The organism is Pseudooceanicola marinus (assembly GCF_020177265.1).
GTDB lineage: Bacteria > Pseudomonadota > Alphaproteobacteria > Rhodobacterales > Rhodobacteraceae > Pseudooceanicola > Pseudooceanicola marinus_A.
Map to the genome: position 1 here is coordinate 410,796 of NZ_JAIVMC010000001.1, position 12,347 is coordinate 423,142.

Below are 12,347 nucleotides of genomic sequence, written 5' to 3' on the forward strand. Positions count from 1 at the left end.
CCTTGTCAGGGGGCGGGCGCCAGGCCCTTGACCAAGGGTTACTCCAGTCACCGGCTCAGGCAAGCCCCTTCGCCTGACGTTCCCGTGACCCGCAATACGCCGCCGTAGCGACAGCCCCCTCAGCGCAGGGCGCCACCGCCGCGCACATGCTCTGGCACCAGCCAGTCGGGGAAGCCGAAGAGCTGTTCCAGACCCCAGATCGCCAGGCAGATCGCGACCACGGCCAGCACCAGCAGCACGCGCTTTTCAGATGGCGGATTGCGTGCCCAGCGGACCGCCCGGAGGAGCCAGGTGTAGCTCACCGCCCGATCAATCCGTGAACCGCACCTTGCCGATGCAGGGCAGGTTGCGATTGCATTGCGCGTAGTCGATTCCGTAGCCCACGACGAATTCGTCAGGGATCTCGAACCCGGTCCAGTCGGCCTTGAAATCCACCTCGCGGCGCGACGGCTTGTCCAGCAGGGCCACGGTCTTCAAACGCTTGGGATGGCGCGATTGCAGCAGGTGGATGACGTGGCTCAGGGTATAGCCCGTATCGACGATATCCTCGACCACCAGCACGTTGCGCCCCTCGATCTCGCCGCGCAGGTCCTTCAGGATGCGCACCTCTCGCGAGCTTTCCATGGAGTTGCCGTAGGAGGAGGCCTCGATGAAATCGACCTCCACGTCGCGGTCCGAGAGTTCCCGCACCAGATCCGCGATGAACACGAAGGAGCCGCGCAGCAGCCCCACCACCACCAGCCGCTCATCCGCCGGGAAGGTCGCGCGAATCTCGCGGCAAAGTTCCTCGATCCGGGCGGCGATTGCCTTTGCGGAAATCATTTCGTCGATGACATATGGACGCGACACGGTCTTCCCCCTTGAATGTCCCGCCCTAGTGTAAGACAGGAAACGACCAGTAAAAACCCGAACCGTGCCGCAATCGCCGGGAAGATATGCCGACCCATTCCGAGACCCGCAAACTGCCCTATACCGCCCAACAGATGTACGATCTGGTGGCCGATGTGGGATCCTATCCGAAATTCCTGCCCTGGTGCGCCGCCGCGCGGATCCGGAAGGTGACGCCCAAAGGCGATCACGAGGTGATGGACGCCGACCTGGTGATCTCCTTCAAGGTCTTCCGGGAGAAATTCGGCAGCCGCGTCGTCCTCTGGCCGGAGCAGATGAAGATCGACACGGAATACCTCGACGGTCCCTTCCGCTACATGAAGTCGAACTGGGCCTTCCGCGACGCAGACGGCGGCGGCTGCGAGGTCGATTTCTTCGTCGATTTCGAGTTCAAGAACGCGGTCCTGCAGGGGATCATCGGCGTGGTCTTCAACGAGGCGATGCAGCGCATCGTGCGCGCGTTCGAACGTCGCGCCGCCGAACTTTACGGCTGATCGGCGCGGCTGGCCCTCAACGGGCCAGCTGTTCGACCGTGTCCAGCAGCATGTGCAGCGCATGCGCCGTGGCCTGGGCGCGCACGGCCTCGCGCCCGATGGCGCCGAAGTCGACCGTCTCCGTGCGGGTGTAGACCGGGCCGGAGACCGCGAAACAGACGCGCCCCTCCGGATCGTCGCCCGAGGGGCCGGGGCCCGCAACGCCCGTCGTCGCCACCCCCAGGTCGGCGCCCAAATGTGACCAGGCGCCCTCGGCCATTTCCTGTGCGACCTCTTCAGACACCACGCCAAAGTCGTCGAGCGTCTGCGCCGAGACTCCGAGGACCTTCCGTTTCACCGCGACCGAGTAGCTGACGACGCCGCCCTCGACCACGTCGGAGGACCCGGCGATGTCGGTCAGCGCGGCAGCGATCAACCCGCCAGTGCAGCTTTCGGCGGTGGCCAGTTTCAGCTCCGCCGCGCGGCAAGCGTTCAGGACGCGAACGGCGAGGTCACGACTCATGCCATCAGCACCAGATGAGAGAAGGCGGCCAGCGCGATCACCAGCACGGCGGTGAAGATCCCCGCGATCACGTCGTCCAGCATCACGCCCAGGGCGTCGTTGCGCCGGTCCGCCCGGCCAACCAGCCAGGGTTTCCAGATGTCGAACAGGCGGAAGCCCAGGAAGGCCGCGACCCAGCCGGGCCAGAGCGCGGTCAGCGGTGCGCCCACATGGGCGGCGCCGATCGACACGGGCAGGAAGGCGATCCAGATGCCCACCACCTCGTCCACCACGATCTCCGACGGGTCGTGGTTTGCCTTGCCCAGGGTTTCGGCCTTCACGGCCCAGAGGCCCGCGAACCAGACGAAGACCAGCGCGGCGATCAGCAGGGCCGGCCCGCCCAGGGCGTGCAGCCCCCAGGCCAACAGCAGCCCGGCGGCGCTACCCCAGGTGCCGGAGGCCGGTTTCAGGTGGCCGGTGCCACCCACGGTGGCGATCAGGTGGGAGGTTTTCATCAGATACTCCTGTCAGGCCTTGATCAGGCAAGCGGTGGCGATGGAGGCGATGCCTTCCTTGCGGCCGGTGAACCCCAGCCGTTCCGAGGTCGTCGCCTTGACCGAGATGCGCGCGGGATCCAGCCCCATGATCTCGGCCATGCGGGCCTGCATCGCCGCGGCATGCGGGCCGACCTTGGGCGCCTCGCAGACCAGCGTGCAATCGACGTTGGAGATGGCGAAGCCCTTCTCGGCGGCCAGTTTCACCGCGTGCTCAAGGAAGATATGGCTGGCAGCGCCTTTCCACTGGGGATCGCTGGGCGGGAAATGGCGGCCGATATCGCCCTCGGCGAGGGCGCCATAGATCGCGTCGGTCACCGCGTGCATGCCGACATCGGCGTCGGAATGGCCCAGCAAGGCCGCGTCGTGGGGGATTTTCACGCCACAAAGCCAGACATGATCGCCCTCGGTGAAGGCATGCACGTCGTAGCCATTGCCCAGTCGAATATCCATCGTGCCTCTCAGTATCGCTTCGGCCCGGTCGAAGTCGCCGGGGTGGGTGATTTTCAGGTTGTCCTCCGACCCGGGGGTGATGGCAACCCGGATCCCGGCGGCGCGGGCCACCTCGACGTCATCCGCCGCGCCGCCCGGATGGGCCGCATGAGCGGCCAGCAGCGGCTGCAGCCGGAACCCCTGCGGGGTCTGGGCGCGGAACAGACCGTCCCGCGGGGCAGTGCCGGTCACATGGCCCGCGTCGCCGTGCCACAGGGCGTCGGTGACGGGCAGGCCGGGGGCCGCAGCCTCGGCGCCGGCCTCCAGCGCGGCGATGACCTCGGCGATGACGGGGCCGGGGACGCAAGGGCGCGCGACATCGTGGATCAGCACGTTGGCAGTCGCTGCCGGGTCCAGCGCGGCCAGGCCTGCGCGGACCGAGGCGTCGCGCGTGGCCCCGCCCGCCACTCTCACGACGTCCGCGGGCAGGGGCAGGTCCATATCGTCGGGGTGCAGAACCACCACGATGGGCGACAGCCCCGCGCGGATCATCGCGTCAAGGGTCCAGTCGGCCACCCGTCGCCCGGCCAAGGGCTGCCATTGCTTCGGCAGGTGCCCCCCGGCGCGGGTGCCGCGCCCGGCGGCCACGATGATGGCGGCGTTGCCCATCCCGGCACCCCTTCTTTTGCTATTCCTGACGCGCAGGAATAGGCTCTGGGCCCGGTCGGGGCAATGGGGCGCCCCGCAGGGTCATGCTGAAAAAACTGGCATTGGACGCCCCGGTCAGGCGATATTTCGGCGTGATTTGTTGTTTGCCCCGCAGTTCTGGTCTAACGCATAAGCTGTTGCTCAAGGTTTAGGCATGTCCGTCACCGCACTCTTCCACAGCGATCACCCTCCGGTTTGCCTGGCCCCGCTGGCCGGGATCACCGATCGTCCGTTCCGTGACCTGGTCGCCCGGTTCGGCGCCGATCTGGTCGTGTCCGAGATGGTGGCGAGCCAGGAAATGGTCCAGGCCAAGCCCGGCACCCGGGAACGGGCCGAGCTGGGTTTCGGCGATGCTGCCACCTCCGTGCAGCTGGCCGGGCGCGACACCTACTGGATCGGCGAGGCCGCGCGGATGGTCGAAGGGCAGGGCGCCCGGATCATCGACATCAACATGGGCTGTCCGGCGAAGAAGGTCGTGGGCGGCCTGTCGGGCTCGGCCTTGATGCGCGATCTGGATCACGCGCTGACTCTGGTCGAGGCGGTGGCCGAGGCGGTCTCCGTCCCTGTCACCCTGAAGATGCGCCTGGGCTGGGACGACGACACGATCAATGCGCCCGAGCTGGCGCGCCGGGCCGAAGCGGCGGGCGTGCGCATGGTGGTCGTCCACGGGCGCACACGGTGCCAGTTCTACAAGGGCCGCGCCGACTGGTCCGCGATCCGCGCGGTGAAAGAGGCCGTGGCGATCCCCGTGGTGGCCAACGGCGACATTACCGATGCCGACAGCGCCCGTGCCGCGCTGCGCCTGTCGGGCGCCGACGGCATCATGGTGGGACGCGGCGCGCAGGGCCGTCCCTGGCTGCTGGCGCAGTTGCAAGACCTGCTGGCTGGGCGCGCCCCGCGTCCGGCGCCGGAAGCCTCCGCCTTCATCGACATGGTCGCCGCCCACTACGAGGCCGGCCTCGACTTCTACGGCACCGATCTGGGCCACCGGGTGCTGCGCAAGCACCTGGGCTGGTACATGGACACCGCCGACACCCCCGCCGACCTGCGCGGCCGCGTCCTGCGCGAGCCTGACCCGGCAGCGGTTCTTTCCCTTTTGCCGGAGGCGCTGGCCGACGGCCCCCGCCCCCAGGCCCAACCGGAGGTACGCGCCGCATGAATACGCGGTCCAACCCGTTCGATTCCGAGGAAACCATCGCCGCCATCGCCGACGTGGAAGACACGCCCGTCTGGGCCTCTCTTCCCGTCCCGGCGCTGCTGCTGGATCCAGAGGATGCCATCGTCTCGATCAATGCGGCAGCCGAGGGGTTCCTGAACACCTCTGCCAAGTCCATCCGCGGCCAAAAGGTCTGGGAACGGGTGATGATCGACAGCCCGCTGGAAGAGGCCTTCCAGCGCGCCCGCACCACCGCCTCGCCGCTTTTCGTCAACGACGTGGACGTGGGCACGGGGGAGCGGGCGCCGCTGCATTGCAACCTGCAGATCTCGCCGCTGAACGACCGGGCGGGCTACATGATCTTCCTGATCAGCCCGAGAGAGCTGGCGGGGCGGATGACCCAGGATCACAGCGTGAAATCGGCCGCCAAGTCGGCCATCGGCATGGCCGAGATGCTGGCCCATGAGATCAAGAACCCGCTGGCGGGGATCACCGGCGCGGCGCAGCTGCTGTCGATGAACCTCTCCAAGGAGGACATGGAGCTGACGGACCTGATCGTCAGCGAAAGCCGGCGCATCGTGAAGCTGCTGGAGCAGGTCGAACAGTTCGGCAACCTGACCATGCCCAACCTCAAGGCGGTGAACCTGCACGACGTGCTCGACCGCGCGCGTCGCTCGGCCCTTCTGGGCTTTGGCGCCAACATGAAGATCGTCGAGGAATACGACCCCTCGCTGCCCCAGGCCTACAGCGACCCAGACCAGCTTCTGCAGGTGATCCTGAACCTGCTGAAGAACGCCTCCCAGGCGGCCGGACCAGAGGGCGGGCGCATCCGGCTGCACACCTATTTCGAACATTCCTTCCGCCTGCGGCGCGCCGATGGCACGGGCAAGAGCTTGCCGCTGCAGATAGAGATCGAGGACGACGGCCCCGGCCTGCCGGAAGACATTGCCGGCGACATCTTCGATCCCTTCGTGTCGGGGCGGGAAAACGGCACGGGGCTCGGCCTCGCGCTGGTCAGCAAGATCATCTCGGATCACGAAGGGTGGATTTCCGTCACCTCGGTTCCGGGCAAGACGGTGTTCCGCATCTCCCTGCCGCGAGCACCCAAAGACGTCCTTGAGAAGGAGACTGAGTGATGGATGGCACGGTTCTGGTTGCAGATGACGACCGCACGATCCGCACGGTTCTGACCCAGGCGCTGACGCGCGCGGGCTGCAAGGTGCACGCGACCTCGTCGCTGACCACGCTGATGCGGTGGGTCGCCGAGGGCAAGGGCGACGTGGTCATCTCGGACGTGATGATGCCCGACGGCAATGGCTTGGAAATGTTGCCGAAAATCGCCCAGGACCGGCCTGGCCTGCCAGTGATCGTGATCTCGGCACAGAATACGATCATGACCGCCATCCAGGCGGCCGAGGCCGAGGCCTACGACTACCTGCCGAAGCCCTTCGACCTGCCGGACCTGATGAAACGCACCGCCCGCGCGCTGGAACAGCGCCAGCGGATGCCGGCCAAGGGCGCGGGCGAGGACGAGACCAAGGAACGCCCCGATGAGCTGCCCCTGGTCGGGCGCACGCCGTCGATGCAGGCGCTCTACCGCCTTGTTGCGCGGGTGATGAATACCGATCTGCCGGTGTTGATCGCGGGTGAAAGCGGCACGGGCAAGTCCCTGATCGCCAAGGCCATTCACGACTTCAGCGACCGCCGGAACCTGCCCTTTGTCGCGGTCTCCGCCTCCGACATGCAGGACCTTGAGGGCCCGGCCCGGATCCTGGCGCGGGCCAAGGGCGGCACGGTGCTGTTCGACGAGATCGCGGATATCGACGGCGAGGTGCAGGCGCGCATCGTGCGCATGATGGACGGGCCCGCCGACACGCTGCCGCGGTTCATGGCGACCTCCCAGACCGATCTGAACCGCGCGATGGAAGAGGGGCGCCTGCGCCAGGACTTGTTCTATCGCCTGACCGGCGCCACCATCAACGTGCCCGCCCTGCGCGAGCGCGTCGACGACATCCCGCTGCTGGTGGAACATTTCCTGCAAAGGGCCGAACGCGAAGGCGCCATGCGCCGTTACCTCGCCGAGGACGCTCTGGAGATGATGCGCACCTATTCCTGGCCCGGCAACGTGCGCCAGCTGGAAAACGCGATCCGCCGCCTGGTGCTGACCGCGCGCACCGACGAGATCAGCCGCACCGAAGTCGAAAGCGTGCTGGGCAACCAGCCCGAGACCGAGCCGCTTCTGGGTGGGCAGGGCGAGAGCGAGAAGCTGTCGGGCTCCGTCGCGCGCCACCTGCGCCGCTATTTCGACCTGCATGGCAACATGCTGCCGCCGCCGGGTCTTTACGCCCGGATCCTGAAGGAGGTCGAACTTCCGCTGATCGAGATCGCGCTGGAAGCCACGGGCGGAAACCAGGCGAAATGCGCCGACCTGCTTGGCATCAACCGCAATACCCTGCGCAAGAAGATCACCGATCTGGATATTCGCGTGACACGCCGTCGGAAGTTGATGTAAAAACGCCACAGAACCGTGGCCGCCGGGGGACAAACCCTCGGCAGAGCCACTATATATGGCGTTGGCGCCAACGTGCGCCACATCAGGGTGGGAGTGGCCTGTGGCCTCTCGGGCACGACAATTGAACTGGAACCGGCTGACGCGCCTGCGTCGACAACGCCGTGTGCAGAATATCGCCACCCTCGGGCTGGTGCTTCTGGGGCCGGTTCTGGTGCTGTCCACCTTCCTGGTGCTGGGGCCGCTCGATCAGGGCGGCTCTTCCATGTCGCTGCGGCTGATCCTGCTGGCCGATTTCGTCTACGTGATGGTCGTGGCCGCACTGGTGGCACAGCGCGTGGCGCGGATGATCGCGGCACGGCGGGCGCAATCAGCGGGCTCGCGCCTGCACCTGCGGCTGACCGGGGTCTTCACCCTGATGGCGCTGATCCCCACGGTTTCCGTCGCCATCTTCGCCGCGCTGACCATCAACATCGGGCTGGAAGGCTGGTTTTCCGACCGGGTGCGCGAAGTGGTCGGCACCTCGCTGGCCGCCGCGCGCGCCTACGAAGAAGAGCACCAGCAGGACCTGGCGCAGGATGCGCAGATCCTGGGTGCGGCGCTCGACTCGATCCGAGATGCGGATTTCTTCGTCGGCGACGGCGAATTGCGGCAGGCCCTGTCCTCGGGACAGTCGCAGATCCAGCGCGGTCTGGAAGAGGCCTATGTGATCGACGGCACCGGCGAGATCCGGGCGCGCGGCGAACGCAGCTATCTCTTCAACTATGAACAGCCCACGCCGGAACAGTTCCAGATCGCTCGGGACGAGGGCATCGCCATCATCAAGGACTGGGACAACAACGAATTCCGCGCCCTGGTCCCGTTGCGGCGCTTCGCCGACCGGATGCTCTATGTCACCCGGGCGGTCGACGGGTCCATCCTCAACCTTCTGGACGACACGCAGGAGACGGTGCAGCTCTACCAGCAGCTGGAGAATGAACGCGGTCGGGTCCTGTTCGAATTCGCGCTTCTGTACCTCGGCTTCGCGGTGATCCTGATCCTGGCGGCGATCTGGCTGGGCCTGTGGTTTGCCGAACGGCTGTCCCGGCCCGTCGGGCGTCTGACCTCGGCCGCCCAGCAGGTCGGCAGCGGTGACCTAGACGTGCGCGTCTACGAGGAAAGTGGCAACGACGAGTTCTCTCAGTTGTCGCGCTATTTCAACCAGATGACCCGCGAGCTGAAGAGCCAGCGTGAGGAATTGCTGGAAAATACCGCCCAGATCGAGGCACGGCGGCGGCTGTTCGATTCCGTTCTCAGCTCCGTCACTTCCGGGGTTGTCGGGCTGGACGTGGAAGGTCGGGTCACCTTCGTCAACCGCTCCGCCGAGACCCTGCTGGGCTGGGACGAGCAGCATGAGGCTCGGCCCCTGTCGGTCGCGGTGCCGGAGTTCGGGCCGCTCTTCGACACGCTGCGCAAGAGCCGCGGCCAGGTGGTGCAGGAAGAGATCAAGGTCAGCCGCAACGGCCGGCTGGAGAACCTGCTGGTGCGCATGTCCACGCGGCGCAATGCCAAGGGCAAGCGCGAGGGCTACGTGGTGGCCTTCGACGACGTGACCGACCTCGTGTCGGCGCAGCGCATGGCGGCCTGGGGCGACGTGGCCCGGCGCATCGCCCATGAGATCAAGAACCCGCTGACCCCGATCAAACTGTCGGCGGAACGCATCAAGCGCAAGTTCGGCCGCCACCTGGAACCGCCGCTGGACGCGGATCTGGACAGCCTGACCCAGGTGATCGTGCGCCAGACCGACGACCTGCGCCGCATCGTCGACGAGTTCAGCAAGTTCGCCCGCATGCCGGAACCGACCCGCCGCGACGAGGACCTGACGGAGCTGCTGCGCGGGGCGGTCCTGTTGCAGCAATCCGGACAGCCGCAGGTCGCGATCTCCGCCGATCTGCCGGATGAGCAGCTGCGGGCCGAACTGGACGCGACGATGATCAGCCAGGCGCTGACCAACCTGATCAAGAATGCCGGCGAGGCGACCGAGAGCCTCGTCGAACGCGGGGCCCCCGATGGCTGGTCCCCCGAAATCCGCGTCAGCCTGACGCGGGAAGACCAGAGCGGCCAGCCCGTGGCCGAAATCCGCATCGCCGACAATGGGATCGGCCTGCCGGAGGACCGGGCGCGGCTGTTTGAACCCTACGTGACGACACGGGACAAGGGCACGGGTCTCGGCCTGCCCATCGTGAAGAAGATCATTGAAGAACACGGCGGCACCTTGAGCCTCGAAGACGCGGCGCCCTTTGGGGATGGGGCGCATCGCGGGGCCATGGCTGTGGTCCGGTTGCAACTGCAACCGGTGCCGGAGGCCGCCGAATGACAGGCAAGAGGACAAGATGAGCGATATTCTCATTGTGGATGACGAGCGCGATATCCGCGAACTGATCTCGGACATCCTGCAGGACGAGGGCTATGCCACCCGCATGGCGGCCAATTCCGACGAATGCATGGGCGAGGTGACCGAAGAGGCGCCGGCGCTGATGATCCTCGATATCTGGCTGAAGGATAGCCAGATGGACGGTATCGACATCCTGAAGACGGTGAAGCGGGATTACCCCGACGTGCCGATCATCATCATCTCCGGGCATGGCAACATCGAACTGGCGGTCGCGGCGATCAAGCAGGGCGCCTACGACTTCATCGAGAAGCCGTTCAACATCGACCAGTTGCTGGTGGTCATTCGCCGGGCCATGGAAACCAGCCGCCTGCGACGCGAGAATTCGGCGCTGAAGCGCGGCGGCGGTGAGGCCGCGGAGATGATCGGCACATCGGCCGCCTTCCGCGCCATGGTCAGCCAGCTCGACAAGGTGACGAAATCCAACGGCCGCGTCATGCTGACCGGCCCGTCCGGGTCGGGCAAGGAGGTGGCGGCGCGCTATGTCCACGTCAACTCCGCCCGCGCCGATGCGCCCTTCGTCGTGGTCAACTGCGCCCAGATCGAAGCCGACCGGATGGAAGAGGTCCTCTTCGGGCGCGAAAGCAGCGAACGGGGCATCGAGCCGGGGCTGCTGGAGCAGGCCGATGGCGGCATCGTCTACCTCGACGAGGTGGCGGACATGCCGAACGGCACCCAGTCGAAGATCCTGCGCGTGCTGGTCGACCAGCAGTTCCTGCGCGTCGGCGGGGCCGAGAAGATCAAGGTGGATCTGCGTGTGCTCTCCTCGACCTCCCGCGACCTGGAGGCAGAGATCGCGGCAGGGAACTTCCGGCAGGAGCTCTATCACCGTTTGAACGTCGTGCCGGTCGCCGTGCCGGCCCTGGCAGAGCGGCGCGAGGACATCCCGCTTCTGGCCGCCCATTTCATCGAGGCGCTGCATCGCACCCAGGGCCTGCCCAACCGGGCGCTGTCGGACGAGGCGGCGGCGCTGATGCAGACGCTGACCTGGCCCGGCAACGTGCGCCAGCTGCGCAACGTGATCGAACGGATCCTGATCCTGGGCGAGGGCACGGCCCCGATCGACGTGGCCGAGGTTCCAGCCGATGAGGAACGCCCGGGCGACGGCGACAGCCGCGTGGTGATGTCCGGCGCCTTGGCCATGCTGCCGCTGCGCGAGGCGCGCGAGGCCTTCGAGCGGGAATACCTGCTGACCCAGATCAACCGCTTCGGGGGCAACATCTCGAAGACCGCCCAGTTCGTCGGGATGGAGCGCAGCGCGCTGCACCGCAAGCTGAAGAGCCTGAACGTGGTCACCACCAATCGCGCCGGCTCGCGCTATGCCCGGATCGAGGACACAGAGACCTCCGCGGCGGAGTGATCCGCCGGGCCGGCCATGCGGATCACCGGGTCAGGCGCAGGGCGCCACCGGTGATCTCGATATGGGAAAAGCGCGACAGGTAGGACATGCCCAGAAGCGGCATGTCCTGTTCGCCTTCGTTGACCATCGCCCGCACATCGCGATCCGTGACACCACCCAGGGTCACCGTCTCCAGCCGTACGGGCGCGGTGCGCACCGTGCCATTGGCCGTGCCCGCGCGGCCCGAGTAGATCAGCCGATCCATGTCGATCCCCGCCGCCTGCGCGGCCTCACGGGTCAGCACGACATCGGTGGCGCCGGTGTCGACGAGGAAGGTCATTGGTGCGCCGTTCACCTCCAGCCGGGCATAGTAATGCCCGTCGGCCTGTTGCGGCAGGGTGATCTGGCGCCCGCTGTCGGCCACGGTCTGCGCCGGGCGGATCGTGGTGCGGACCTGATCCCAAAGCCCGATCCCGGCGATCACCGCGACGAAGATCAGCGCCCAGAGCACGGCATGGCGCGCCATCTGTCCGATCCGATCGCGGTTCGAGACGAAGAAATAGCCGCCAATGGCGGCCAGCATCAGCCCGAGATAGGCCAGGTTACCGATGTCGATACTACTCATAGGCAGGATATAGGGGGGCAGGGCACCGCTGTCACCCGGCGCCGGCCGCGAAACCGAAAGCCTTCAGCCCGTCGAGGACGAACTGCACCGACAGCGCGGCCAGCAGCATGCCCAGCAGGCGGGTCACCACGTTGATTCCCGTCCGCCCCAGCAGACGCTCCAGCAGGCCCGCGGTGAGCGCCAGAACGAAAACCGCCGCGACCACCACCAGCGTCACCGCAAGCGTCAGGCCCAGCCCGGCCCAGCCGGGGTTCTGGCCCGCCAGCAGGATCACCGTGGCGATGGCACCGGGCCCCGCGATCAGCGGGATGGCCATGGGAAAGACCGACGGGTCGGCGTCGTCATCGGGGTGGCTGTCGTGTTCGGCCTCCGCCGCCTCGCTCTGATCCTCGCGCCGCTTGGTACGGCGTTCGAACAGCATGTCCAGCGCGGTGAGAAACAGCAGCATCCCGCCCGCGATGCGGAAGGCGGGTATCGAGATCCCGATGAATCCCAGCACCTGTTCGCCGAAGACGGCGAAGACCGCCAGGATGCCGAAGGCGATGAGACAGGCGCGCAGCGCAATCTCGCGCCGCCGTCGTGCAGTCTGCCCCTGGGTCAGCGCCGCGAAGATTGGCGTCAGCCCGATGGGATCGATGATCACGAATAGCGTGACGAAGGCGGTGATCAGAAAGGCGCTGTCCAAGATGCTCTCCCCTTTGGTCCGCGCAGGATGTCAGGGGCAGGGCGG

13 protein-coding genes are annotated in these 12,347 nt (G+C 66.8%); 6 read left to right on the plus strand and 7 right to left on the minus strand.

Annotated elements, in window-relative coordinates; genetic code table 11:
- Positions 1-119 precede the first annotated feature (119 nt).
- Together LC066_RS01940 and hpt are read right to left on the minus strand one after the other, a co-directional pair.
- Positions 120-302, minus strand: coding sequence for a hypothetical protein (locus LC066_RS01940; protein ID WP_224896311.1), 183 nt, complete (start codon positions 300-302; stop codon positions 120-122).
- Positions 303-309: 7 nt separating this feature from the next.
- Positions 310-822 (minus strand): hypoxanthine phosphoribosyltransferase, encoded by a 513-nt coding sequence (hpt, locus tag LC066_RS01945; RefSeq protein WP_224896712.1) that lies wholly within the window; start codon positions 820-822, stop codon positions 310-312.
- Positions 823-935: 113 nt separating this feature from the next.
- Here hpt and LC066_RS01950 point away from each other — a divergent pair, with 113 nt between their 5' ends.
- Positions 936-1,382, plus strand: a complete 447-nt coding sequence (locus LC066_RS01950; RefSeq protein ID WP_224896312.1) for a type II toxin-antitoxin system RatA family toxin — start codon at positions 936-938, stop codon at positions 1,380-1,382.
- A gap of 16 nt (positions 1,383-1,398) precedes the next feature.
- Here the strand turns inward: LC066_RS01950 and LC066_RS01955 are convergent, their stop codons facing one another.
- From LC066_RS01955 to LC066_RS01965, 3 genes are read right to left on the minus strand one after another with little or no spacing between them, the layout of a single operon-like run.
- Positions 1,399-1,884 carry a CinA family protein gene (locus tag LC066_RS01955; RefSeq protein ID WP_224896313.1) on the minus strand — a complete coding sequence of 162 codons (486 nt, stop codon included), beginning with the start codon at positions 1,882-1,884 and terminating at the stop codon, positions 1,399-1,401.
- Positions 1,881-2,378 (minus strand): phosphatidylglycerophosphatase A, encoded by a 498-nt coding sequence (locus tag LC066_RS01960; RefSeq protein ID WP_222474411.1) that lies wholly within the window; start codon positions 2,376-2,378, stop codon positions 1,881-1,883. Before LC066_RS01960 ends, LC066_RS01955 begins: the two co-directional genes overlap by 4 nt.
- Positions 2,379-2,390: 12 nt before the next feature.
- Positions 2,391-3,518, minus strand: a complete 1,128-nt coding sequence (locus LC066_RS01965) for a bifunctional 2-C-methyl-D-erythritol 4-phosphate cytidylyltransferase/2-C-methyl-D-erythritol 2,4-cyclodiphosphate synthase (protein ID WP_224896314.1) — start codon at positions 3,516-3,518, stop codon at positions 2,391-2,393.
- A gap of 193 nt (positions 3,519-3,711) precedes the next feature.
- On the opposite strand from LC066_RS01965, the gene dusB reads away from it, so the two are divergent.
- Genes dusB through LC066_RS01990 form a run of 5 tightly spaced genes read left to right on the plus strand, consistent with a single transcriptional unit; the run spans position 3,712 to position 11,013 of the window.
- Positions 3,712-4,716 carry a tRNA dihydrouridine synthase DusB gene (gene dusB, locus LC066_RS01970; protein ID WP_224896315.1) on the plus strand — a complete coding sequence of 335 codons (1,005 nt, stop codon included), beginning with the start codon at positions 3,712-3,714 and terminating at the stop codon, positions 4,714-4,716.
- On the plus strand, positions 4,713-5,849 hold the full coding sequence (locus LC066_RS01975) for a two-component system sensor histidine kinase NtrB (protein WP_224896316.1): 1,137 nt from the start codon (positions 4,713-4,715) through the stop codon (positions 5,847-5,849). The genes dusB and LC066_RS01975 overlap by 4 nt, the downstream gene beginning before the upstream one ends.
- Positions 5,849-7,225, plus strand: a complete 1,377-nt coding sequence (locus LC066_RS01980; protein WP_224896317.1) for a response regulator — start codon at positions 5,849-5,851, stop codon at positions 7,223-7,225. Before LC066_RS01975 ends, LC066_RS01980 begins: the two co-directional genes overlap by 1 nt.
- A 55-nt stretch (positions 7,226-7,280) precedes the next feature.
- Positions 7,281-9,578 carry a sensor histidine kinase NtrY-like gene (locus LC066_RS01985; protein WP_224896318.1) on the plus strand — a complete coding sequence of 766 codons (2,298 nt, stop codon included), beginning with the start codon at positions 7,281-7,283 and terminating at the stop codon, positions 9,576-9,578.
- Between the two features lie 16 nt (positions 9,579-9,594).
- Positions 9,595-11,013: a sigma-54-dependent transcriptional regulator gene (locus tag LC066_RS01990; RefSeq protein ID WP_224896319.1), complete on the plus strand. Its 1,419-nt coding sequence runs from the start codon at positions 9,595-9,597 to the stop codon at positions 11,011-11,013.
- Positions 11,014-11,035: 22 nt separating this feature from the next.
- Here the strand turns inward: LC066_RS01990 and LC066_RS01995 are convergent, their stop codons facing one another.
- Both LC066_RS01995 and LC066_RS02000 read right to left on the minus strand, forming a co-directional pair.
- Positions 11,036-11,617: a TIGR02281 family clan AA aspartic protease gene (locus LC066_RS01995; RefSeq protein ID WP_224896320.1), complete on the minus strand. Its 582-nt coding sequence runs from the start codon at positions 11,615-11,617 to the stop codon at positions 11,036-11,038.
- Positions 11,618-11,648: 31 nt separating this feature from the next.
- Positions 11,649-12,302 (minus strand): MarC family protein, encoded by a 654-nt coding sequence (locus LC066_RS02000; protein ID WP_224896321.1) that lies wholly within the window; start codon positions 12,300-12,302, stop codon positions 11,649-11,651.
- Between the last annotated feature and the right edge of the window lie 45 nt (positions 12,303-12,347).